Source organism: Bifidobacterium choladohabitans (assembly GCF_016102005.1).
Taxonomy (GTDB): Bacteria; Actinomycetota; Actinomycetes; order Actinomycetales; family Bifidobacteriaceae; genus Bombiscardovia; species Bombiscardovia choladohabitans.
Genome location: NZ_JACFPL010000005.1, coordinates 79,733 through 104,147, shown reverse-complemented (window position 1 = coordinate 104,147; position 24,415 = coordinate 79,733). Strand labels below are relative to the sequence as shown.

Genomic DNA, 24,415 nt, shown 5'->3' with positions numbered 1-24,415 from the left:
TTCACGACCAGCATCCAAAACCAGCACATCCGTGCATTCCTTCGGAAGAGGCATTCATGACGGAAGATAAGAATCTTTATGACGTGGTCGTCATCGGCGGCGGCCCTGCAGGCCTGAGCGCAGGACTCTACCTGGCCCGGGCGCGGTATCGCACCCTGATCCTGGAGAAGGACGATTTCGGCGGCCAGATCACCATCACGGCCGACGTGGTCAACTACCCGGGCGTGGCCAGCACCGACGGCCGCAAGCTGACCGAGACCATGCGCCAGCAGGCCCAGAACTTCGGAGCCGAGTTCATGAGCGCCGAGGCCACCGGCATCGAGGCCCAGGGCGACATCAAGGTGGTCCACACTTCCCGGGGCGACCTGCGCACCTTCGGCATCCTGATCGCCACCGGCGCCAGCCCCCGCAAGATAGGCTTCCAGGGCGAGCAGGAGTACGCGGGCCGCGGTGTGGCCTACTGCGCCACCTGCGATGGCGAGTTCTTCACCGGGCGCGAGGTCCTGGTGGTCGGCGGCGGGTTCGCGGCAGCCGAGGAGTCGGTCTTCCTGACCAAGTACGCCACCAAGGTGACCCTGCTGGTGCGCGAGGAGGACTTCACCTGCGACGCTGCCGTGGCTGACGAGGCCCGGGACAACGACAAGATCGAGATTCACTACTCCACAGAGCTCAAGGGTGTCTCCGCAGGCCCCGGCGGGCTGGTCGAGGCCACCATTTTGGACCGCAAGAGCGGGCAGACCACCACCTGGAAGCCCCAGGACGGCGGCACCTTCGGCGTCTTCGTCTTCGCTGGCTACGTGCCCCAGACCGGCATGCTCAAGGGTGTGGTGGATCTGGACGACCACGGCTACGTGCTGACCCATGGCTACCTGGAGACCTCGGTGCCCGGCATCTACGCCGCCGGGGATCTGCGGGTCAAGAACCTGCGCCAGGTCATCACCGCCACCGCCGATGGTGCTGTGGCCGCCGTGGAGCTGGAGCGCTACGCATCCACCATGTCGGACAAGACCGGCCTGGTGCCGCCGCGTCCCGAAGATTCCCCCTACGCCCGCTCCGAGCGGCAGGCCGAGAACTCCGCCCTGGCCTCGGGCACCTCGCCAGCGCCTGTGGCCCAGGAGCACGACCAGGCCCCGGCCAAGACCTCCGGCTTCTTCGGGCCCGACATCCGCAAGCAGCTGGACATGGTCTTCGGCAAGATGACCGGAAAGCTGGAGCTGGCCCTGGATCTGGACGGCAGTCAGGTCTCCAAGGAGCTGGAAGCCTTCGTGGGAGAGCTGGTCGGGCTCTCCGATGGCAAGCTGACCTCCAGGGTCGACTCCCGCACGGATGAAGACGGCAAGGACTACGATCCCGCCGGCGACCTGCCCGATGCCCGGCCCAGCGTGCGCATCTGCCGCGTGGACGACCAGGGCGTCTCCCAGCCGACCGGGCTGGCCTTCCACGGCGTGCCCAGCGGCCACGAGTTCAACTCCTTCGTCCTGGCCCTCTACAATGCGGCGGGCCCCGGCCAGCAGGTGGATCAGCCCACCTCGGACCGGATCGATGCCATCAAGGACCAGGTGGATGTGATGATGCTGGTCTCCCTGACCTGCACCATGTGCCCGACCACGGTCCTGTCCGCCCAGCGGGTGGCGGCCCAGAACGGCAAGGTGCGCGCCGAGGCCTACGATCTGGCCCACTTCCCCGAGCTGAAGGACCAGTACCAGGTCATGAGCGTCCCCTGCATCGTCATCCGCAAGGACGGCCAGGAGACCGTGGAGTTCGGCAAGAAGTCCGTCCCTGAAATGCTGGATCTGATCGGAGCCTGACCCTGGGTCTGAGCCTGAACAGATTCTGAGAAGGCGCTGACGTCAATGCCTTTGTGGCGATGATGTCGGTGCCTTTTCTGGTGTAAGCCTCTGAATTACGTTGATGGAAAATTGCTGATGCTATCCACGGTCTACACAGTCCGCCGCCTTCGTGGTGCAAGCGGTGACCGTCGTCATCATGATCGGCTCGACAATATGGAATGATTACGCTCTATCCTGCTACATCCTGACCAATCCTCCGACCCAGACCACTCCTTTCGGTCCTGGCTCATGGCGTAATGGCCCCCGGCCGCAGCCGTGCCATCCTGGTCCACGTCCAGTTGGACGAATCCCTGCATAATCGTGGTGTTTATCTACGTATTCCCGACCTGGACCGATCCTGCCAAGCCCAGGGCCTCGCTGGAGCACTTGGATCCGACGGATCCGCTGGGCACCGTCGAGGTCACTGGCACCTATCTGGAGCGCGTGGGCATCCGCATACCCCGCTGCCAGCCCGAGACCATCCGCCTGATCGACCTGATCCGGGTCTGACCCGCCGCCATCTGCTACACCACAGGGATGAAGGAGCACTGCATCATGAACCCAACCAGCCTTAGCCTGGGAGAGCCGGACTGAATCACGCTGACCACCGATGCCGACAGGGAGACAGCGCCCGCAGGCCCTGGACTAGATTCGCCAGGACATTGCCCAGCCAGGATGGCTGGCACTTCTACGACCGGAGCCTGACCAGCGGCCTGCAGTGGGAGCGGACCAGGCAGATCGGGGTCAACACCCTGGCCTTCCGCTTGCCCCAGAACGGGAGTTTCTACGCCACCGACGCCGACTGCGTGGGCATATCCGACTCAATCGACTGGGAGCTCAACCGCCAGTGGATGGATCTCTTGGCGCGGACCGGCACCCCGCTCTTCTTCTCAGCCCGTCCCGGCGGTCTGACCGCCGATCAGGAGAACCAGCTCAGGCAGGCGCTGGCCCTGGCCTCGACCGGTGGCGCCCATGCCATTCCCTCGGACTGGCTGGTCAATGACTGCCCTGAGATCTGGACTGACGGTGGCAGCACCCGCCGATACTCCTGGTATCAGCTGGCTGGCCTGGAGTTTTCGAACAGGCCCGAGCGCTACGACGGGTATCTTTCCGCCGTTTAGAAGTAGATGACGGCCGTGCTCGGTTGGGATGGGCACAGCCGCCAATTCGCCGGATTGCAGTGATGGGAACCCGGCCTTACTCGTGCGAAGTACAGTGGGGAATATTCGATAATGCCATTTACAGAGCCTCCCAAGAACTCTGCCGACTGTCTCCCCAACAGACGGTGCATGTCATTCGCTTCTGCATCTTTGTACAGTGATACAACCCTATCATCGCGCAATGACTATGACAGCCAGATCCAGTGTCGGCGGAACTCATGGCTGACGGAATGAGTAAACAGCGGCCGGGCTGGCTGTGGTTGTATGCCCGTGGCCGTTCCGGCCGTGTTTCCGCCTCCTCCAGGCGCGGGCGGGGGGATTGATCCGTCCCAGGCCTGTCTTACTCGTGCGAAGCGTGCAACAGTTGGTGTGCTTCCCTCCTGTGGCGGCGTGAAGCCAGAACCCCGCCCATGCCGGTCATGCCCGTAGCGAAGGCGAGGAGGATGCCTTCCCCTCCAGCCCGGGGAAGCACGCCTGCAGGCAGGTACGTGTAGGTGAGGGACTTGTTAATCAGGGTGCTTCCCTCGCCGCCCAGCGTGTAGCCCACGCTGACCGTGACCGGGCCCGGCAGGTGTTCAGGTGTCAAGACCGTGACACTGCTGTCGTTTATATAGTTCAGATTCGTGGCAGGGCTGGTGTCGAACGTAACGCTGCTGATCACCGGGGACAGGTTGAACGCCACCGGAGTGGGAATCGATGAGTTGCTGATAGTGCCGTTGCCGAGCTGACCAAACTGGTTGTATCCCCATGCCCAGGTTTTTCCCTCTTTATCGATTCCCAGCGAGTGATAGCCGCCAGCGCTCACTTGTACGGTTGTCACCGCGCCTGCATTCTTGGGGTACTGTACCAGCGCGGGAATCTCCGATTTGCTAGTAGTGCCGATACCAAGCTCACCGCTATCGTTGCCTCCCCACGCCCAGGCGTTACCGTTCTTGTCGATCGCCAGCGAGTGATAGCCGCCGGCACTCACCTGTATGGCTGTCACTGTGCCCGCGTTCTCGGGATATTTCACCATTCCTGGAACAGGATTCGCGTCAGCGCTGCTGGAACCGTTGCCGAGCTCACCCAGTTGGTTCCATCCCCATGCCCAGGTGTTTCCTTTTGTGTCTATTATCAACGAATGATCGGCTCCGGCACTCACCTGTATGGCTGTCACTGTGCCTGCATCCCTGGGGTATTGCACTGGCACAGGGATTGCTGAGTCGATGTTGTTGCCGTTGCCGAGCTGGCCGAACCAGTTCCATCCCCATGACCAGGTGTTCCCCTTCGTGTCTATTGCCGCCGTATGGTGAAATCCTCCGCTGACTTGTATGGCTGTCACTGTGCCTGCATCCCTGGGGTATTGCGCTAGCGTGGGGATTGCTGAGTTGATGTTGTTGCCGTTGCCGAGCTCGCCAAACTGGTTGAATCCCCATGCCCAGATGTTCCCTCTCGCATCAAGCGCCAAGGAATGATAGTATCCGGCGCTCACCTGTACAGCTGTCAGCCCACTGCGGGGATCGTTAGGGTCAATCACGCGCAAGGGAACGGTCGAATAGCCGCCGCTACTGCCGTTGCCGAGCTGCCCCGATTCGTTATTCCCCCATGCGTACACGTATCCGTCGCTGCCCACTGCCAACGACTGCTCATCCCCAGCGCTGACCTGCACGTAGGTGAAATCCGCCGACGCGCCTGCAGGCTTTTTCACTATGACGGGTTTGTTTCGCTGTGTGAGTGTCCCGTCGCCGAGCTGGCCGTAGTTGTTTCTTCCCCATGCGTAAGCGTTTCCGTCACTGCCGACCGCCAAAGTAAACCCTCTGTCTCCGAAATCTCTTGAGCCGCTGATCTGGTTGAATTTGATGCCTTGGCCAGGGGGTGGGGTGATGGTGGTGGTTTCGTTGCCGAACTGGCTGCCCTTGTCGGGGTTGATGGTCCATGTGCTTGGTGTCCATTTGGCGGTGAGGGTGAGGTTGTCGGTGACGGGCTTGCTGAAGTCGTAGGCGATGTCGCTAATGAACCATCCGTCGAACTGGTGGCCTTCGCGCACTGGGTCGGGGGTGGGCCGTTGCACTCGCCCGTACGGGTAGGGGACCTGTTGGGGTTGGGGCGCCTGGCTTCCTCCGTTTGTGTCGAAGCTGACCGTGTGGGTGGAGCCTTGTCGGATGTCTCTGGTCAGCGGCTGGTCGACGGTGTAGTTGAGGCTTCTGGTGAAGGGCTGGCCGTCCTGACTGCCGGTGATGGTGATGGTGGCTGATCCTGGCGTGTGGGCTGGTATGTCCGTCTGCCAGGCGTCGTTGCTCTTGTCGGGTGTCAGTGGCTGGCCGTCCATGCTGGCTGTTTCCAGGGTGGGCGTTGTGGTGGTGTCGGGTCTTGCCGGCTGGCCGGGCCGGCCCTGCCCGTCCAGGCTCCACTGGTGGAGGCCGTCCTGCCTGCTGATGGCGGTGATCCTGCCGTCTGCAAGGACGGCCTGCGTGTATGGCTGGTTCCCGTTGTCGGCGCGCATGGGTGTTTCGCCGGGCTTCCATGCCCAGACGTGGCCCTCCCAGTCGGTGATGATGGCCTGGTTCTTGTCTGCCGTGATCCTGCTTGCTTTCATGCCCTCCGGCGGGCTGACGGCTGTCGGGTTGGTTGTGCTGTCGGCCAGGTACCAGGCCTGCCCGTCCGCGTCCAGGAGGAGGAACCCCTGGTTGAGGGCCTGCGCCTGGACGGTGCGCGTGCCCGGGTCCTGCCTGACGGGTTCGGGCTTGACATCGCCGGGGCTGCTCGTCTCCCAGGTCCAGGCCTGCCCGTCAGAGTCCACGATGAGGGTCCGGCTGGCGGAGGCGGCGGCGGTGACGGCCTGCGCCTTCCCGGGCAGGATGGTCGTGGCCTGCTCCAGGAGTTTCGGATTCGGGTCCCGGCTGTCTTTCTGGCAGTCTTGGAAGGCGTGGACCTGTCCTTTACGGTCCACGGCCAGGAGCCGGTCTCCGTTCAGGCTGATGCTGGTGAACCGGGTGTCCTGTCCGGTGTCGAGGATGGTGGGCGTTGATTGTTGGCTGTCCCAGGTGTAGATGTGCTGGTCGGATCCGAGTGCCGCCTGCCATTGGTCGCCTGCCGCGGCCTGCAGGTAGTGGAACCCGTCGGATGCCTGCGTGGGGGAAGGCACCTGCACGGGTGTGTGGTCCTGTGTCCAGGTGTGGATGCGGCCGTCCCCGGTCAGGCCCACAATCTGGTCTCCTGCGGCTTGGATGCTCGTGTAGTAGGGTTCCTGCCTGTCGGGCGGGCTGATGGTCAGCCGGGTGCCGGTGGCGGGCCCGTGCTCCGGGCTCAGCGTCCAGTCCGTGATCCTCGACCATTGGGCTTTCAGGGTGGTGTCCTTCAGGACGGGGATCCGGAAGTCATAGGGCCGGCCGTCGAGCGTCCACCCGTCGAACCGGAATCCGGGACGTTGCGGGTTTTCTTGCGGGGGAGTGGCGAGGGTGCCGGTCTTCACGCTCGCCTGTGTTGGCTTGCTGCCGTCGGCCGGGTCGAAGCGCACCGTGTGCGCGGCCTGCTCGTCCGTCTTGTCGGATGGCTTGGCCGGAGAGGGGTCTGCGCCGTTGGTGGTGTCCTTCGGCGTTAACGGGGTGCCGGGGTTTGATGCCTGGGGGTTCAGGGGCGGGGCGGTTTCCAGCGGCGAGGGCGAGGGCAGCGGTGTGCCGGCTGCGCTGCCGGGGGTGTGCTCAGCTGTGTGGGGGGTCCGGCGGCCCCCCTCGATGGATGGGGGAGCGTCCGCCTGGGCGGACGCGGCGCCCAGGCCTGCCAGCAGGCCCAGCAGGAGGATCGTCGCCGGTAAGACACGACGCAGACGGGTACCCAGATGCATAAGCCGACAACCTTTCACCCATACCGGACACAGCCGCTTCCACCATCCCTCCAAGCGTGCCGATGAATCCCTGCTTACAACGTTCCATCCGTCAGGAAGCCGTCCAGTTCCCCAGTCCTCAAGCCGCCCCAGCGCCAGCCGTACAAGCCATATCGAAACCCAGCCAACTCCCCAACACCACTACACTCAACATTTTACTCGAAAAAACGCAAAACTCGTGTCAAGAGACGACTGGATGTAATGAGGCCCCGCCTCCTGCTATCTGCAAGAGAACGGGGCCTCATCCTTAAACTGTCAAGCGGGGATCAGCCGGTGTTCTGCAGGCCGGCGGCGACTCCCGAAACGGTGCAGAGGATCAGGTAGATGAAGTCGGCCTGCTGGCTCTTGCTGAGCTCCTCCTTGTCGTTGCGACGACGCAGGGCCCGCAGGGCGCGCACCTGAGTCACCGACAGGGCATCCACATACGGAGAGCGGATCCGGATGGCCTGGCCCAGCACGTGGCGGTGCTGCAGGGGCCACTCGTCGCCCACGATCTGCAGGACCCACTTGCGGGTCAGCTCCATCTCCGAGAGGACCTTCTGGCTCAGGTCGTCCCGGTCGCCCAGGGAGAGGTACATCTTGGCGATGCGCTCGTCGGTCTTGGCCAGGCTCATCTCGATGTTGTCGATGAAGGTGCTGAAGAGGGGCCACTCCTCGTAGGCCTGACGCATGGTCTCCAGGTCGCCGAACTTCTCGCAGGCGGTGCCCAGGCCGTACCAGGCGGCCAGGTTGATGCGGGCCTGCGCCCAGGAGAAGACCCAGGGTATGGTCCGCAGATCGTCCAGGGACTTGGCGCCCAGTCCGCGCTTGGCGGGTCGTGAGCCTATGGGCAACAGGCCGATCTCGTTCAGAGGCGTCACGATGGAGAACCAGGGGGCGAAGTCCGGCGTGTGCAGCAGGTCCAGGAAGCGCTCGTGGGCGGCCTGGTCCAGCTCGTCGGCCATGTCCGCGTACTTCTCGGTCATGGTGGTGTTGCGCTCCTCCACGCTGGGCGCGGACTGGAGCAGGGTGGCTGCGGCCACGGACTCGATGTGGCGGATGGCCAGGACCGGGTTGCCGTAGCGGGCGAAGATGACCTCGCCCTGTTCGGTCAGCTTGAACCGGCAGTTGACCGAGCCCACAGGCTGGGCCAGCACGGCACGGTTGGCAGGGCCGCCGCCACGGCCTACGGCGCCGCCGCGTCCATGGAAGAGGGTCAGGTCGATGTCATGGCTCTCGGCCCACTTGGCGATGCGCTCCTGGGCGGAGTGCAGGGCCAGGGTCGCCGAGACGGGGCCGGCGTCCTTGGAGGAGTCGGAGTAGCCCAGCATGACCTCCATCTTGTTGCCGGTCTCCTTGAGCCGGGCCTGGACCTCGGGGATCTTGATGATCTCCTCCAGCACGTCCACCGAGTTCTGCAGGTCCTCCAGCTGTTCGAACAGGGGAATCACGTCGATGACCGGCACGTCCTCGGCATGCTCGAAGGCCAGCCGGTTGAGCTCGTAGACGTCCTTGACGTTCTGCGCCGACTTGGTGAAGGAGATGATGTAGCGGCGGGCGGCCTTCTGGCCGTTGCGCTTCTGGATGGCTCCCAGGGCCCGGAAGGTGTCGAGCACCTCGTGGGTCATGGGCTGCAGCTCGCCGCGCTCGCCGTGCAGGCCGTGTTCGCGGATGTCCTCCAGGGCGCGGGCGTGGACCAGGGAGTGCTGGCGGAACTCCATCTCCACCATGTGGAAGCCGAAGGTCTGGGCCTGCCAGATCAGATCCTGCAGGGGGCCGTAGGCCTGACGGACCGCACCCGCCTTGGCCAGGGAGTCCTGGACCACGCGCAGGTCGGCGATGAAGTCGTCGCAGTCGGCATACATGAGGTCGGCATCACGCTGGATGGTGGCCTGCAGACGGTCGGCGATGACCAGGACCACGGCCCGGTGCAGCTCGTTGTGCGAGATGGTGGTGGCCCGATCGGTCAGGCGCTCGCTCATCTCCTTCTGGTGGCTCCACAGGCTCCTCAGCTCGGGGCTGGGCGGCGTGGTGGTCACCTCCATGGTCATGTTGCGGCCCACGGTGGTGGTGGCCTTGACCAGCGCCTCAAGCATGTGGTCGGAGAACTTGCGCGCCACCTTGCGCGAAACCTTGGCGGTCACATTGGGGTTTCCGTCGCGGTCGGAGCCGATCCAGCTGCCCGGGTGGAAGAAAGCGGGGCAGACGGGCTTGACCATGCCGGCCTTCTTGCCCAGCATCCAGTCGTCGAAGCGGCGGTAGACCTTGGGAATGGTCTCGAAGAGCGTGGCGTCGAAGATGTCCAGAATGGTGTTGGCTTCCTCGACGGGCGTCGGCTTCTTGGCTGCGATGGGCGAGGTGCGGAAGAGGGCGTCGATCTCGTTGTGCAGCAGACGCTCGTTCTCCTCCAGCTCGGAACCGCCCAGGCCGCGGCGAACGGCCAGCAGGTTGGCGATGCGCCGGATCTTGCCCTCCACGGCCTTGCGCCGCGCCTCGGTGGGGTGGGCGGTGAAGACGGGGTGGAACTCCAGCTTCTCCAGCAGCTCCGAGGCCTTGGCCGGGCCCATCTCCTGAAGGAGCTGGCTGTAGGCGCTGGTCATCTCGTTGATGGGGTCGGTGCCCTTGACCTTCAGGTCCACCTTGCCCTCGCGCTCATGCAGGACCTTCACCCGGTAGTTCTCCTCGCAGAGGTTGGCCAGGTGGAAGTAGGTGGTTAGGGCGCGGGCCAGCAGCTGGGAATCCTTGATTGAGGTGTCGTCGATCAGGGCCACGGCCTTGGACAGGCCGTCCTCGTCAGGCACGGGGTCCGAGGGGTGGCGGTTGAAGTGCTCGGCGCTGGCCGTCATCACGTCCTCGCGCAGGGAGTCGAACCGCTTGAGCAGCTGTTGATCGAATTCCCCCAACACATCCCTGAGCAGCCGCAGGCACAAGGCCATGTCCTCATCCAACGATTGAGGCAGCTTGCGTTCCTCCGGCCCCTTGGTCCCGGTGCCGGACGTGACCAGGGTCGCATCGGCAGCCGTGATTTGCTGATTACTATCTGTCATCAGTCCTCCTTGTCGAATCGCAGGTTGCCCGGTCTTCGACCATTCCACGGCTCCTCCGCGGTTATTGGTGGTCGGCGTTGCAGGCCCACAGCCTTCGGTTCGATGGCTCGCGGCCCATTCTAGGACGCTTTCGGGTCGAATACGTTTCATGGTCCCATGCGCCGGTGCAAGGGCACGTGACCCGGGTGGAGTATGAATGTGGGTGTGAAATTCAAGAGCAGGAGTTCCAAGGACGGCTATCGCGGCAGGACCGCAGCCGAGGTCAGACGGGTAAGCAAGTACCACACCCACTCCATTCCGCTGGACATGGAGGACATTGAACGCGATTACGACAAGCCCATCGTCGAGGCCTGCATAGCGGCCAAGACCAGCCTGATTGTGCGGGTGGGCATGCTGGAGCTGGGGGCCGGCACGGGAAGCTTCCGCGTGCGCGAGATGATGCATAGGATTGCCTACCCCATGGGCGTGCATGTGCGGGCCGACGTGAACCTGACGGACATCGAGGCTACTTGCACGGATGGTGTGTCCCGCATCACCGAGGTGGTGGACCTGCCCACCACCGGGGTCAACACCGAGCGGATCTGGCTGCTGGAGCACTTCGCGGACTGGCTCAGCGTCAAGTGCGGGCAGGCGGGGACCTACCACGCCATGACGGTGGTCTCCCGGGAGCTGGTGGACAACCTGGACGAGCCGAACGTCTACGCGGCGGCCCGCAAGGCTGTCAAGGAGGTGCTGGCCCAGGACCAGGATGCTGCCGAGGCGCTCAAGGATGCGGTGGCCACCGTCGTACACAACGAGGACGAGATCAGCCAGAACCGGATCGATGCGGCGGCCATGGACACCAGGACGGCCGCCGGTCTGGGCACTGTAGGCTCCACGCCTCGTTCGGAGGCCATGCCGACCACCACGGCCTCGGATGGTTCCGAAGATTCCAGGTCTGCTTCCGTTTCTGTTGCCGATGCGGTTGAGAATTCAGATTCGAGTGCCGCCGGTTCTGCAGCCACTGAATCTTCTGCAACCAGCCGGGGGCGCGATTCTGCGGCTGGGCGGCCTGCCTCCTCTGACAAGCCCGCGTCCCCAAAGCCACAGGCTAGGGGTGGCATCACAGTCCGGCAGGCGCACGAACGCCTGGACCTGATCGAGCGACGCAAACCCCTCTATTCGCCCCTCTTCTCGGGCTTCGCCTCGGCCGTGGCCTGCGCAGCCTTCGTCTTCCTGCTGGGCGGCGGCCCCTATGACATGGCCGGAGCCTTCGTCGGCGCTGGCATAGGCCAGTGGGTGCGCCGTCAGATGCTGGGCAGGCGGATCAACCAGTTCTTCGCCACCGGGGTGGCGGTCATCATCGCCGCCCTGGCCTGTGTCGGCACGCTGAGGCTGGTGGGCATCTTCGACCCGGTGGCCCTCAAGCACGACACGGCTTACATCGGGGCCATCCTCTTCGTCATTCCCGGCTTCCCCCTGGTCACCGGCGGCCTGGACATCGCCAAGCTGGACTTCCCATCCGGGGTGCAGCGCATCACCTACGCCTTCTCGATCATCCTGGTGGCCACACTGGGCGGATGGGCCGTGGCGCGGATGGTCATGCTCAACCCCCAGGGCTTTGAACCCATGAACCTGAGCCCCTGGCTGATGGCCGGCCTGCGCATGATTGCGGCCTTCTGCGGGGTCTGGGGCTTCTCGGTCCTCTTCAACTCGCCCCAGCGCATGGCCCTGGTGGCCGCCGTCATCGGTGCTCTGACCGACACCATGCGCCTGGAGATGCAGGACCTGCTCCATGTCCCTCCGGAGATGGCCGCCTTCCTGGGTGCCTTCCTGGCCGGCATGCTGGCCACGGTCTGGCGCTCCTCGGTCCGTCACGGCCTGCTGCCGCCCCACCTGGGCTATCCAAGAATCAGCCTGACCGTGCCCTCAATCGTCATCATGGTGCCCGGCTTGTATATGTACCGGGCCATGTTCTACCTGGGGCAGTTCAATACGCTCAACGCCCTGGACTGGGCCTTCCGGGCCTTCATGGTCATCATCTGCCTGCCCATCGGCCTGGTCACGGCCCGGGTGTTGACCGACCGCTCCTGGCGGTACGACGTCTAGTAGCGCATGCCCATGGCCGAGCGGACCTGATCAAGGGTCTCCTCGGCTATCTGGTTGGCGCGCTTGTTGCCCTCGACCAGGATGTCGCGCACGGTGTCCATGTCCTTGGCCAGCTCGGCCCGGCGCTCGCGGTGGGGTGCCAGGAACTCGTTGACCGACTTGGTCACATAGGCCTTGAGGGCGCCCGAGCCGGCATCGCCGATCTCCTCGGCGATTTCCTCGGGCCTCCGGTCGGTCACCAGGCCGGCTGTGGTCAGCAGGGCCGAGACTTGGGGGCGGTTGACGGGGTCGAAGGTGATCCTGCGCTCGGAGTCGGTGGGGGACTTGCGGATCAGTTTGGCCGTCTCCTCGGCGGTGGCGCCCAGCATGATGGAGTTGCCATAGGACTTGCTCATCTTGCGGCCGTCCAGACCCGGGATCTCAGGGGTGTCGGACAGGATGGCATCAGGCTCGGGGAAGACCGGGGCTTCGCCGGGGTAGCGCTCGTCGAAGCGGCGGGCGATGGTCCGGGTCAGCTCCACATGCGGCAGGTTGTCCTTGCCGATGGGCACGACGTTGGCCTTGCAGAAGAGTATGTCGCAGGCCTGGTGGACCGGGTAGGTTAGCAGCAGACCGGTCAGGGCGTGGCCGCTGGCCTCCATCTCGGCCTTGACGGTGGGGTTGCGGTGAAGCTCGGCCTCGGTCACCAGGGAGAGGAAGGGCAGCAGCAGCTGGTTCTCTGCCGGGGTGGACGAGTGGGTGAAGATCATGGTCTTCCTGGGGTCGATGCCCGCAGCCAGATAGTCCAGCACCAGGTTGAGCACGTTGTCGCGGATGTGCTCGGTGGTGTCCCGGTCGGTGATGACCTGGTAGTCGGCGATGACGATGTTGGTGTGCACGCCGCGATTCTGCATCTGGACGCGCTCGCGGATGGACCCGAAGTAATGGCCCAGGTGGAGCCTGCCGGTCGGGCGGTCGCCGGTCAGCATGGTGTAGCGGCTCGGATTCTTGTCCAGTTCGGCCAGCACCTGGTCGGACCGATGCTTGGCGGCTCTGAAGCTGTCGCTGATCTCGTTGCCTGCCGCTGTGACTTCTTCCTGCATGGTCCCACCCTTGCCGTCGTGCCGAATGTCCTTCTGGGAATTGCTTTTATGGTAAAAGTCCGAGCCGACAAGATGCTCAGGTGGTACTCTCATAAATGATGCAAATTCACATTCAAGTTGCCTAAGTGCACGTTACCTGGCGAAGGGGGTCGGATGGGCCGCGGACGTCAGAAGGCTAAGCAGACGAAAATAGCCCGGAAGCTCAAATATCTGACAACGGACACGGATTACGACGAGCTGGCCAAAGAGCTCAGCAGCAAGGAACCCGGAACCAGGGGCAAAGATCCCTTCAAAATGGTTGAAGAGGAATACTCCAAGCCGGATTCTCGCAAATCGGGGGGCCAGGACCCCGAGGATTCCGCGGACGATGATCTGGACGATTACGCCCGGTGGGCCGCCGAGGCTGCTGCCAAGGCCACCTCCGGGGAGATGCCAGCCACGCCCAAGCCCCACAAGCGCATTCCCATTCCCGTGCCCAGCGCGCTCAAACACCGCAAGGATCAGAAGACTGCAGCCAAGGGGTCGTCGAGCAAGTAGCCGGCCTCATACCAGGGGCAGCAGTTCGTGCAGATCGTCGCGCTCGCCTACGGCGCTGATATGCCCTGCAGTGGTTTCTTCGCTCCAGCTGGTGATGCCGGCGGCCAGCCGCAGCCAGACATCAGGGTCCAGCTCGATTACGTCGGGTGGGGTCAGGTTATGCGGGTCGGATGCCGGTCCGTCCAGAATCTTGACGGCTCCCCAGGGGGCCACCCTGACCTCCACGCCGGGGCCGGGGGCCTTGATCTCCAGCATGTGCAGGGAATAGCGGACAGCCATGGCCTTGCTGCGCCTGTCGGTTTGCGGGGCCACTGACAGTCGGTCGCCCCCCGGACCCAGATTGTTCGCGGCCTCCTTGGCTGCATCCCGCCAGGCCAGAAAATCCCGGCGGCCTTCTTCCATGTCTGCTTCCCGTATGGCGCTCATGGCTCCATTGTGGCGCGCCGCCCCAACAGGCGTGTCCAGCAGGTTGCAGCCGGGCCGAATTCAGGCATGAAAAAAGGAATCCGTTGCCCTCACGTCCTTGACGCTGGGTCGGATTCCTTCCCGACCGGAACGGTCAGGCCTGTGCGCCCGCTTGCAGAGGGGTCTCAGGATCCTCGGATCCCTTGTCCTCCTCATCCTTGGCCAGGCCCAGGTCGACTGGCGATGAGCTGTTCTCCCAGGGCTCCTCCCAGGGATCGTAATCCGGGTTCTGCTGCTTGTATACGAACAGAGCGACAACGCCGGCCAGCAGCGTGCCGAAGAGCAGTGCAAAGAACTTCCAGCCGTTTGAAGATGAATTCTCCATGTTTGGCTCCTTTCGACGACTTTCGTCGGTCCTGCCCACTTCGACCGACCTAGTCATCATCCTAGTAGAAAGCGGCGAACTATGGGGCGCATCGGTGCCATTGAGGCACGGAAACCGCACACCCAGGCCGGACGGTCAGGTAAGGTATGGTTCATGGTCAATGGCATGGGAACCAGTTTCAAAGGCGGAGGAAACGGTCGGGGGCCGCTGGGATGGATCCGGCGGTACTGGGGTGACCATGCGCCGGTGGTGACCATAGCCATCACCCTGATCTGCATAGTGGCCTGGGTCATCCAGATGGCCCTGTACCTGCTGGCTCCCCTTCGCTATCAGCGGCTTTTGCTGGGCTATTGGGCCTTCGTGCCGATTGCGGCCATTCATGAGCCCTGGATGTTTGTGACCAACATTTTTCTGCACGCCACCAATGTCTCGCACATCCTCTTCAACATGATCACCCTCTGGGTTGTGGGGCCGGTCCTGGAAAATCTGATAGGGCATGGACGTTTCCTGGCCCTCTACATGATCAGCGGGCTGGGCGGAGACCTGGGTCTGATGGTCTATGCTGTCCTGGCGCCCAATGGATGGGGTACGTCGGCCATCGGGGCCTCGGGCGCGCTCTTCGGACTCTTCGCCGCCATCCTGGTGGTCTACCGCCGTCTGGGGATTGACATCCTTTCCTTGGTGGTCTGGATGGGCATCAACTTCTGCATGCCCCTGTTCGTGCCCGGCATCGCCTGGCAGGACCACGTTGGCGGGTTCATCGTCGGCGGCCTCTTCATGCTGGCCCTGCTGCATATGGGCCGGCCCGGCTCTCGGGTGCATGGTCTGCTCTCCTGGCTGCTGCCCACGCTGATCTTCCTGGCGGCCCTGGTCCTGCTGGCTCTGGGCTGCAACATGTTCAATCCCATGCTCTGAAAATCAGTACCCGCCTCCTCTGGTCAAATGACATGGATGTCATCTATCCACATTTGTTGACAATCGTGTGGATAACCTGGGAATAAGTATTCAGAACTGGTGCATATATGCCTGTAAAAAGTGGATAAATGAAGACAGAACCCAATCAGCAGTAGGGTTGTGGACGAGTGTCTCAGACTGCCCACGAGGAATTCGGGCGATTGTGGATAACTTTGGCTCCGGTCTCGAAACGGTGGATTTGAATCCACGCAAGCCTGACGCTCAGGTGTGGATGGGTATACGAAGAACCCCACAGCCGTGCCTGGACGGTTGCGGGGTTCCTGAAGAACAATGCGGCTGGATCAGTGCCACCACATGGTCATGAGGAAGCCGATCAGCAGAATGCCAAAGCCCACGGCAAGGTTCCAGTTGCCGATGCCGGGGATGGGGAAGACGCTGCCTCTGGCGGAGGAGATGTAGTAGACCACGATCCAGATCAGGCCCACCACCATCAGCGTGACGAAGAGGGGCACGAACCAGCGCGGATTGGCCTTGGTGCTCTTGATGGTGTCCTCCACGCGGCGGGTGTTCTCCTCCTGACGCTCCACGATGCGGCGCATCTGCGGAGTCATGTGCTTTTTGTCAACGCTCTGGTTGAGCACGGCCTCCACCTTGTCCATGGACAGGCCGTACTCCTCGTCCTCGGCATCCTCGCCAGTGTCGGCGGTCTTGGCCTTGTCCACCGCCTGGTCTTCGTCATCATGGAGTTGATGCTCTGCCATGAGGTTATTCTCCTTCAGTAGATCTACTAAGCCATAGTAGCGGTTAGACTCGAACGTAATACTATCGCAGACGAGGATGAAGGTATGCCTATGGCCAGACGAACGGGACGGCACGGTGCGCGCAGGTCCCTGGTCGGCACAGTGTCTGTGGCTGTGGTGCTGGCCCTGGTCGGGTTCATGCTGACCACCAACATCCGGGTCAACAGGACGGTCACGGTCACCTCGGACACGGCCGGGCTTGTGGAGGAGCGAGAAAACAAGGCTGCCGAGCTGCGCAAGGACATCAATGACATGAGCTCGCAGATCAACGCGCTGAAGACCCTGACCGATGACGACAAGGGCGGCTCGGACCAGGCTCGCGAGGACCCCGGCTCGGGCACGGTGCTCAAGGCCGTCCAGGGGCCGGGACTGACGGTGACCCTCAATGATTCCCCGCTCTGGCAGCAGAAGGTGGGCTCCGACGGGTCAACGGCCAACATCAACGATTACGTGATCCATCAGCAGGATGTGGAGAGCGTGGTCAACGCGCTTTGGGCCGGGGGAGCCGAGTCCATGCGGATCCAGGATCAGCGGGTTCTGCCCACCACGGCCGTGCGATGCGTGGGCAATGTGTTGCTGTTGCATGGCCGAAAGTACTCGCCGCCATATAAGATTTCAGCCATAGGGCCAGTCGACCGGATGACCAAGTCCCTGAATGCTTCGCCATCCATCCGGATTTACAAGGAGTATGTGAATACGGTAGGTCTGGGTTGGAATGTCGAATCTTCGGATAATCTGAGATTCCCTGAGACGACGGCTGTCCTGCAGCCACTCCAGTACGCATCGCTAGATGAGAAGGCACGGTAAATGACGACAGAGGACTCGGAGAACGACAAAACGTCGGTCGACAAACCGGCGGATAAGCGGCGAACCTGGCTGGTGGGCATTGCAGAAATCGTAGGGGAGCTGCTGATCACTCTGGCAGTCGTCTGCGCACTCTACGTGGTCTGGCAGCTCTGGTGGACCGGCGTGCAGTCCGAGCATCAGCAGTTGGAGGCCCGGGCCTCGACCTCCTGGAGCAACCCGGGATCGGGCGACACCCGCAAGGTGGCCAAGCCTCAGAAGGGGGATCCGCCGGTGCAGCCCAAGCAGGCCTCCGAGGGTGAACTGATTGCCCAGGCCTACATTCCCCGTTTTGGACAGCATTGGGAGCGCAACGTGGTTCAGGGCACGTCGCCCCGAGAGCTGGCCTACGCGGGGCTGGGACACTACCCCAATACGCAGATGCCTGGCGAGATGGGCAACGTGGCCATTGCCGGACACCGCGCCGGCTATGGTGAGCCGCTGGGACATGTGGACGAGCTGCGAGTCGGCGATGCCATCGTCCTGCGCACCAAGGATTACTGGTACGTCTACCACTACACCCGCTACAAGATCGTCGCAGCCAACGAAGTCAGCGTTATCGCTCCCAACCCCTATTCGCCCAACCAGGCTCCTGATCGGCGCATGATCACCCTGACCACCTGCGAGCCCAAGTACACCACAGCCACCCACCGCTGGATCAGCTGGGGCGAATTCGACTACTGGGCCAAGGTGTCCGACGGAGTGCCCAAGGAACTGCTGGGCGACCGTGGCAGCAACGTGGCCTTCGCAGACGACAAGGGCTCGGTGATGGCCAGGCTGGGTTCTCTGCAGCCGGTCTTCCTGGTCTTGGCAGCAGCCTATCTGATCATCTACCTGGCGGCGCTGGCAGCCTGGCGTTACCCCCTGCTGCGGCAGATTCGCAAGGGCGAGAAGCCTCAGCCCATGATCAGCCTCTATGGTTGGCTGCTGCGGCACCAGTCCGGTATAGCTCCGATTCGCTGGCTTCTGCTGATTCTGCTCCTGCTGGCTCTGGCCTGTGCCTTGATGGAATGGGGCTTCCCGTGGCTGGCCAGCAACGTGCCCATGCTCAGACAGATGTCCAACTACTCCACCTTCTGACCTGGGTGGCATGGAAGAGCGGCGGGGCCGCAGGATTCAACGTGATTCTGCGGCCCCGCCGCCTATTGATGTCATGCATTGCCGACTGCCAGAAGTGATTGCCCAAGGTTATCTAAGACACCCCGGTAGCCATGCTCTGTGGTCATGGTCCTGATGACACAGTCCGGTAGGTGCCGCTATGCTCACCCCGTATTTGCTCTGTCCGGCTATATGACCAACGATATGGCCCGGCGGCAAGACTTTGACCGCCGGGCCATAGGGTCAGTTGGTGGAGCTGACGGTGGTCACCGTGATGGGGGTGTTGTCGTCCACCCTGCTCCCGGCTCCGGGACTTACCGCGGTCACCTTGTCCGTGTCCTTGCCGACGGAAGTGATCCTGTCGGCGCTGACGCCGCTGTTGGTCAGCTTCTGCCGATAGCTGCCCAAGGTCTCGCCCTGGGAGAAGGGCGGGACGCTGATGGCCGTGGTCAGGGTGATGGTGTCCTTGGACTTGTCGAAGGAGGAACCTGATGTGGGATCCTGGCCGGTGACCACGGCGTTGTCGTTGTTGGGGCCGTTGACCGTGATGTTGACACCCTGGCCCAGGTTGCGTTTGGCCTCGCCCAGGGTCATGCCGACGTAGTTGCCCAGCTGCATGCCGTTGCTCACGGTGACCGTGATCATGGCTCCCTGCTGGATGGAGGACCCGGCAGCCGGATCGGTGCTGATGACCATGTCCTTGGCCACGGTGTTGGAGGCCTGCTCGCGGATGGTGATGTTGAAGTGCAGGCTCTGTAGGGTCTTGGTCGCGTCGTCCTTGGTCTTGCCAGACAGATCGGGCACCTTGGTCATGCCCGAGGAGATGTAGACCAGGATGCTGGTCCCCTTGGCCACGCTCTGGCCCGCGGCAGGATCCGTGCGGGTCACGTGGTCCTTGGGTACGTCCTGGCTGTCTTCCACGGAGGCGGCGGGGGAGACCTTGAATCCGGCCTTCTCCAGGGCACTGCGGGCCTCCTGCTGGGTCATGCCCTTGACATCGGGGATGGCCGTGTCCTTGGGTCCGGAGGAGAACCAGACGGTCACTGTGGAGCCCTTGGGAGCCATGCTTCCGCCCTTGGGGCTCTGCTTGGTGAAGGTCCCCTTGGGTTCGGCCGAGTCGTTGTCTTCCTTCTCCTGGTAGTGGAAGCCTGCGGCGGTGACCTTCTCACGGGCAAGGATACGCGACATCTGCGCGTTGATGGTAGGCACCTCGGCCATCGGATGGCGGTTTCGGCTTAGCACATTCCAAGCGCCCAGTCCGGCGAGCACCAGGACCAAAGCCGCCACGATGGCGCCGATGATGATCTTCTTGCGCCGTTTGGACTTCTTCTGGGCCGCCTTGGTGACCGTGCGCTCAGCCGTTGCAACATCGGTGGCAGCGGCCGGATTGAGCGGGTCCTGAACAGGGTTGAAGGCCTGGGTGGCGGCCGTCTCCTCTTCGGTCAGCGGCATGGTGGCCGTTTCGGTGCCCTGCTCGGCATCCTTGCGGGCCTTGACGTTGGCCAGGTCGGTCAGCGGGTTGAAGGCGGCAGCCACCGGGGTCCCGCCGTTCATGAAGGCAAGGATGTCGCTCTTGAAGGCGGCGGCTGTGGCGTACCGGTTCTGGCGGTCCTTGGCCATGGCCTTGGCGCAGATGGAATCCCACATCTTCGGCAGACCGGGCACGATGGTGCTGGGCGGGGTGGCCACCTCGGTGACGTGCTGGTAGGCGATGGCCACGGCCGAATCCCCGTTGAAGGGCGGCCGCCCGGTCAGCATTTCGTAGAGGACGCAGCCGGCCGAGTAGAGGTCGGAGCGCATGTCCACGCTCTCGCCGCGGGCCTGCTCGGGGCTCAGGTACTGGGCCGTGCCCACCACGCCCTGGGACTGGGTCATTGTGGCGGCCGAATCGTCCATGGCCCGGGCGATGCCGAAGTCCATGACCTTGACGATGCCCTGCTCCGAGATCATGATGTTGCCGGGCTTGATGTCCCGGTGGATGACGCCCATGTGGTGGGAGTAGTCCAGGGCGCTCAGCATGCCCAGCATGACCTGCTCGCTGTCGCGCTGGCTCAGGGCCCCGTTCTCCTTGAGGATGGACCGCAGGGTCTGGCCCTTGACGTACTCCATGACCAGGTAGGGCACCCGCTCATGGTTGCCCTGGTCGTCTGTCAGTATCTCCTCGCCAGAGTCGTAGATGGAGACGATGTTGGGGTTGTTGAGCAGCGCGACCGAGTGGGCCTCCCGGCGGAACCGCGATAGGAAGACCTCGTCGTTGGCCAGATCGGAACGCATGATCTTGACCGCGACCGTCCTTCCCAAACGCGTGTCCACAGCCTTGTGGACCTCGGCCATGCCACCGCGTCCGATCAGCTGTCCCAGACGGTAGCGTCCGTCCGCTAGGGACGGCGGCAGTGTGATGCTCATAGGGTATCCCCTCCGTTCGTCGCTTCAAGGCCGCGCTGTGCGCTTCCTTCTCCATAGTGCCCCCAGAAGGGCCTGAAGATGTCTTTTGCCGCGTGTGGCCTGCTCACAATGCGTCGAGGCATGGGTGCGCGCGGGTCGATGACCTCCGTCTCGCCCAGCTGCTGATCCAGCAACCGCTGTTCGATCCTGGCCAGCGTGTGCGAGACCACCAGGGCATTCGCCGGGCGGTCTCGCGGGTCCTTGGCCAGCATGGACATGACGAAGTTCATGAGTTGGTTGTCCACCGAGTCGGGCAGTGGCGGCACAGGGTCGTTGACGTGTGCCGCGGCGATGTCCACCGGGGTTGCTCCGGTAAAGGGTCGGTGCCCGCAGAGCCCCTCGTAGGCCACCACGCCCAGGGAGTAGATGTCGGACTGGGGCGTGGCCTGGAGGCCCTGGGCCTGCTCGGGCGAGATGTACTGGGCCGTGCCCACCACCATGCCGTCCTGGGTGATCTGTCCCTGGTTGGTGGAGTAGGAGACGCCGAAATCGGTGATCTTGACCTCGCCGGTGTCGGAGACCATGATGTTGGCTGGCTTGACGTCCCGGTGGATGACCCCGTGGGAGTGGGCCACATAGAGCCCTCGGGCCGTCTGTATCAGGATGGGCAGCAGCTCGATCGGGTCCAGGGCGCCCCGGTCCCGGTAGATCTCTGCCAGGGATTGGCTGGGCACGTACTCCATGATCAGGAATCCGATGCCGTCGTGCTCGTAGTACTCGAAGAGGGCGGCGATGTTGGGGTGGGCCAGGTTGGCGGAATTGTGCGCCTCCGCCCGCAGCCGCAGCAGCTTGGACTCCTCGTTGGTCAGATCCTCGCGCAGGGCCTTGATGGCCACCACGCGGCCCAATTCTATGTCGTAGCCCTTCCAGACTTCGCCCATGCCCCCTTGGGCCAGGCGGCGGTCCAGTCGGTACCGTCGATGGATGAGCTGTCCTTGTATGAGTTTCACTTGGCAGCCTCCTGCATGACGCGTTTCATGATCGGCCCGGCGGCATCTATGCCGTAGGTGGAGATTCCATGCACCACAACGGCTACGGCTACCTTGGGCTTGTCGGCCGGAGCGAATCCTATCATCCACCCGTCATTTGCCGTATTGCCTGCACCGATCTGAGCCGTGCCGGACTTGGCGGCCACCTGCATGCCGGGGATGGCCAGATTCGGGTAGCTCTTGGTGGTCACTGCCTCCATCATGGTGGTCAGGGCCTTGGCGGTGTCCGAGGAGAAGGCCTGTGAGTAGACTGAGGGCGTTGTCTCGCTGATGACGCTCAGGTCGCTGGAGCGCACCCGGTCCACCAGGGTCGGCTGCATGAGCTTGCCCCCGTTGGCCACGGCAGCGGCCGTCATGGCAGCCTGCAGCGGAGTGGACAGGGTGTCCCCCTGGCCGATGGAGGCCAAGGCGAGCCGATCCTGGGACTGGTCCTCGGGGAACTTGGAGGCCACGGCCTTCATGGGCCGTCCTGTGGAGTTGGTCCCGTCCAGGGTGATGGTGGAGCCGTAGCCGAACTTTCGGGCCTGTGCTGCCAGCGTCTTGTCGCCCAGGGCGACCCCCAGCTGGGAGAAGGCCGTGTTGGATGAGTAGGCCAGGGCGTTCTCCAGGCTGATCTTGCCGTTGGATCCGTTGGCCGCGGAAGTGGAATTGGTCAGATTGTAATTGGTGCCAGGCAGGGTGTATGAGGCCCCGGCCGGCAGTTGGCTGTCGGGGTGATACTGGCCGGACTCCAGGGCGGCGGCGGCCACAACCACCTTGAAGGTGGACCCCGGCGGATACAGCTGCGAGGTGGCCCGGTTGAGCATGGGGTTGTCGGAACGGGAGGCCAGCTTCTGGTAGGCCTGGGAGGCATCCCCGCTGTCGTGGGCGGTCAGGTCTTCGGGGTTGTAGCTCGGCGTGCTGACCATGGTCAGGATGCGGCCTGTGGAGGGCTCGATGGCCACTACGGAACCGGACAAGTTGCCCAGCATGGCGTAGGCGGCCTCCTGCATCTTGGGATTGATGGAGGTCTCGATGGAGGCGCCCTTGTTCTGGGTGCCGGTGAAGAGGGACTTGAGCCGGTCCATCCACAGGCTGTCGGACTGGCCGCTCAGCAGTCGGTCGCGCGAGGCCTCGATTCCCCGGTCTGCCGGGCTGGTGATGGAGTAGTAGCCGGTGATGGGCGAGTAGACGGCTCCCTTGTGGTAGTGCCGCTGGTACTGGAAGGAGTCGTTGATGGGGTCGGACTGGGCCATGACGGCGCCGTCCGATGTCAGGATGGCCCCCCTGGGCGCCGCATACTCGTGATAGAGGGCGCGCAGATTGCGGGGGTCCGAGTTAAGGTTGCCCGCCCGGATCACCATGATGATGGAGCTGGAAAGCCCCAGGATGACGAAGAGGATGATGACGGCGTTGAAGAGTTGACGCAGGGCCTTGTTCACTGTCCACCTCCTCGCACCTGGCGGACGGGGATGCGGCCGGTGGCTGGCAGGTCGGTTTCCTCATCCTGATCGGTCGGCCCGGCATGACGACCGCGGGACTCTTGGTCGTCGGGGTTCGAATCAAAGTCCGAGTCGTCCTGTCCGCTGCGCTTGCTGGTCTCCTGTTGACGCAGCACGGCCAGGGCCTCGTACTTGAAGGTGTCCGAGCTGACCTGCGGCGCAGGCTTATTGGCTGCGTTGGAGATGATGATCAGCAGGACGGCCAGGATACAGTTGGCCACCAGGCTGGAGCCGCCCGCCGCCATGTAGGGCATGGTCAGGCCGGTCAGGGGGATGACCAAGGTGATGCCGCCCACCACGGTGAAGACCTGGAAGGCCATGGTGAAGACCAGACCGGAGGCCAGGAGCTTGCCGAAACCGTCCTTGATCTTCATGGCCGTGATCATGCCCGAGGCCACGATGACCAGGTAGAGAGCCAGGACCACCAGCAGGCCGCTCAGCCCAAGCTCCTCGCCCACCGATGTATAGATGAAGTCGGAGTTGGCCAGGGGGGTGATCCAGGGGCGTCCCTGGCCCAGGCCGGTGCCGGTCAGCCCGCCGGCGGCCAGGCCGAAGATGCCGCGCACCAGCTGGCCGGACCCGCCGAAGGCCTTGCCGAACTCAGCATCGCTGAAGGGGTGCAGCCAGGCGTCCACACGGGCGCCCACATGGGCGAAGATCATGGATGCGGCTACGGCTCCGATGACGAAGAATACCGAGCCGATGGCGATCCAGCTGGTGCGGCCGGTGGCCACATAGAGCATGGAGACGAACATGGCGAAGTACATCAGCGAGGTGCCCAGATCATGCTGGATGACCAGGACTGCCAGCGAAATAAGCCAGACGATGATGATGGGGCCAAAGTCCTTGATTCGGGGCATCCGCATGCCCAGGAACTTCTTGCCGCCCACGGCCAGCTGGTCCCGGTGGTCGAACAGATAGGCGGCGAAGAAGAAGGCCAGGAAGAGCTTGGCGAATTCGCCGGGCTGCAGGGTGTGCGACCCTACGCCTATCCAGATGCGGGCGCCGCCGATCTCGCGGCCGATGCCGGGCAGCATGGGCGACAGGAGCAGGACCAGGCCCACCACCATGCTCACATAGGAGAAGCGTCGCAGCAGCCTGTAGTCCCGGAGCAGCACCACCAGCAGTCCGCACAGGACCAGGGCCAGACACAGCCAGATCAGCTGGGTGAAGCCCACTCGTGTGGGCTGGCCGATCCGGGCGTTGCGCAGATCTATGCGGGTGATCAGGGTGATACCCAGTGAGCTCAGGATGACGATGCTGGGCAGGATGGCCTGGCTGCCGTAAGGCTGGAAAATCTCCAGCAGGACCCAGAGGGCGATGAAGAGGGCGGCGGTGACTGCCAGCAGGGCGGCGTAATCCCCGGGGAAGCGGCCCGCCGCACGGGCGAACATCTGGAAGAAGCCGATGAACCCCACCAGCAGGGAGAAGAGCAGAAGGCCTATGCGGCGCAGACGGGTGATGATCATG

At 63.5% G+C, this 24,415-nt stretch carries 18 protein-coding genes; 8 read left to right on the top strand and 10 right to left on the bottom strand.

All coding sequences use genetic code 11. From position 1 onward, the window contains the following. The first annotated feature begins 56 nt into the window (after positions 1–56). The 3 genes from H3S97_RS08175 to H3S97_RS08165 all read left to right on the top strand — a co-directional run bounded on the left by H3S97_RS08175 (position 57) and on the right by H3S97_RS08165 (position 2,950). Positions 57–1,808, top strand: a complete 1,752-nt coding sequence (locus tag H3S97_RS08175; RefSeq protein WP_198220247.1) for an FAD-dependent oxidoreductase — start codon at positions 57–59, stop codon at positions 1,806–1,808. A gap of 345 nt (positions 1,809–2,153) precedes the next feature. Continuing rightward, positions 2,154–2,339, top strand: coding sequence for a hypothetical protein (locus H3S97_RS08170; RefSeq protein ID WP_198220246.1), 186 nt, complete (start codon positions 2,154–2,156; stop codon positions 2,337–2,339). A gap of 152 nt (positions 2,340–2,491) precedes the next feature. After that, a complete protein-coding gene (locus H3S97_RS08165; protein WP_198220245.1) occupies positions 2,492–2,950 on the top strand; it encodes a hypothetical protein in 459 nt (152 codons plus the stop codon). Between the two features lie 379 nt (positions 2,951–3,329). Here the strand turns inward: H3S97_RS08165 and H3S97_RS08160 are convergent, their stop codons facing one another. Further along, positions 3,330–6,812, bottom strand: coding sequence for an RCC1 domain-containing protein (locus H3S97_RS08160; RefSeq protein ID WP_198220244.1), 3,483 nt, complete (start codon positions 6,810–6,812; stop codon positions 3,330–3,332). Positions 6,813–7,117: 305 nt separating this feature from the next. Continuing rightward, complete coding sequence (locus H3S97_RS08155) at positions 7,118–9,877, bottom strand: phosphoenolpyruvate carboxylase (RefSeq protein WP_198220243.1); 2,760 nt, start codon at positions 9,875–9,877, stop codon at positions 7,118–7,120. 306 nt (positions 9,878–10,183) lie between these two features. Between H3S97_RS08155 and H3S97_RS08150 the strand changes: the two genes are divergently transcribed. Beyond that, positions 10,184–11,965, top strand: coding sequence for a threonine/serine exporter family protein (locus tag H3S97_RS08150; RefSeq protein ID WP_232356395.1), 1,782 nt, complete (start codon positions 10,184–10,186; stop codon positions 11,963–11,965). Here the strand turns inward: H3S97_RS08150 and trpS are convergent. Further along, a complete protein-coding gene (trpS, locus tag H3S97_RS08145; protein ID WP_198188074.1) occupies positions 11,962–13,047 on the bottom strand; it encodes a tryptophan--tRNA ligase in 1,086 nt (361 codons plus the stop codon). The two genes, H3S97_RS08150 and trpS, sit on opposite strands and share 4 nt — an antisense overlap. A 153-nt stretch (positions 13,048–13,200) precedes the next feature. On the opposite strand from trpS, the gene H3S97_RS08140 reads away from it, so the two are divergent. After that, a complete protein-coding gene (locus tag H3S97_RS08140; protein ID WP_198188076.1) occupies positions 13,201–13,584 on the top strand; it encodes a DUF3073 domain-containing protein in 384 nt (127 codons plus the stop codon). Between the two features lie 6 nt (positions 13,585–13,590). Here H3S97_RS08140 and H3S97_RS08135 read toward each other — a convergent pair whose 3' ends face one another. Together H3S97_RS08135 and H3S97_RS08130 are read right to left on the bottom strand one after the other, a co-directional pair. After that, on the bottom strand, positions 13,591–14,010 hold the full coding sequence (locus H3S97_RS08135; protein WP_198220241.1) for a sterol carrier family protein: 420 nt from the start codon (positions 14,008–14,010) through the stop codon (positions 13,591–13,593). A gap of 133 nt (positions 14,011–14,143) precedes the next feature. Next, positions 14,144–14,374, bottom strand: coding sequence for a hypothetical protein (locus tag H3S97_RS08130; RefSeq protein WP_015021110.1), 231 nt, complete (start codon positions 14,372–14,374; stop codon positions 14,144–14,146). Positions 14,375–14,527: 153 nt separating this feature from the next. Here H3S97_RS08130 and H3S97_RS08125 point away from each other — a divergent pair, with 153 nt between their 5' ends. Further along, positions 14,528–15,289: a rhomboid family intramembrane serine protease gene (locus tag H3S97_RS08125; RefSeq protein ID WP_198220240.1), complete on the top strand. Its 762-nt coding sequence runs from the start codon at positions 14,528–14,530 to the stop codon at positions 15,287–15,289. A 341-nt stretch (positions 15,290–15,630) separates the two neighbouring features. Here H3S97_RS08125 and crgA read toward each other — a convergent pair whose 3' ends face one another. Beyond that, a complete protein-coding gene (gene crgA, locus H3S97_RS08120) occupies positions 15,631–16,050 on the bottom strand; it encodes a cell division protein CrgA (protein ID WP_198184274.1) in 420 nt (139 codons plus the stop codon). Between the two features lie 90 nt (positions 16,051–16,140). On the opposite strand from crgA, the gene H3S97_RS08115 reads away from it, so the two are divergent. Beyond that, positions 16,141–16,896, top strand: coding sequence for a DUF881 domain-containing protein (locus H3S97_RS08115; protein ID WP_198184273.1), 756 nt, complete (start codon positions 16,141–16,143; stop codon positions 16,894–16,896). After that, positions 16,897–18,012 (top strand): class E sortase, encoded by a 1,116-nt coding sequence (locus tag H3S97_RS08110; RefSeq protein WP_198220239.1) that lies wholly within the window; start codon positions 16,897–16,899, stop codon positions 18,010–18,012. 261 nt (positions 18,013–18,273) lie between these two features. Here the strand turns inward: H3S97_RS08110 and pknB are convergent, their stop codons facing one another. From pknB to H3S97_RS08090, 4 genes are read right to left on the bottom strand one after another with little or no spacing between them, the layout of a single operon-like run. Beyond that, positions 18,274–20,436: a Stk1 family PASTA domain-containing Ser/Thr kinase gene (pknB, locus tag H3S97_RS08105; RefSeq protein ID WP_198220238.1), complete on the bottom strand. Its 2,163-nt coding sequence runs from the start codon at positions 20,434–20,436 to the stop codon at positions 18,274–18,276. Beyond that, positions 20,433–21,425 (bottom strand): serine/threonine-protein kinase, encoded by a 993-nt coding sequence (locus H3S97_RS08100; RefSeq protein WP_198184270.1) that lies wholly within the window; start codon positions 21,423–21,425, stop codon positions 20,433–20,435. The genes pknB and H3S97_RS08100 overlap by 4 nt, the downstream gene beginning before the upstream one ends. Next, positions 21,422–22,885 carry a peptidoglycan D,D-transpeptidase FtsI family protein gene (locus tag H3S97_RS08095; RefSeq protein WP_198220237.1) on the bottom strand — a complete coding sequence of 488 codons (1,464 nt, stop codon included), beginning with the start codon at positions 22,883–22,885 and terminating at the stop codon, positions 21,422–21,424. Before H3S97_RS08095 ends, H3S97_RS08100 begins: the two co-directional genes overlap by 4 nt. Then, complete coding sequence (locus tag H3S97_RS08090) at positions 22,882–24,414, bottom strand: FtsW/RodA/SpoVE family cell cycle protein (protein WP_198220236.1); 1,533 nt, start codon at positions 24,412–24,414, stop codon at positions 22,882–22,884. The genes H3S97_RS08095 and H3S97_RS08090 overlap by 4 nt, the downstream gene beginning before the upstream one ends. Position 24,415: the final 1 nt, after the last annotated feature.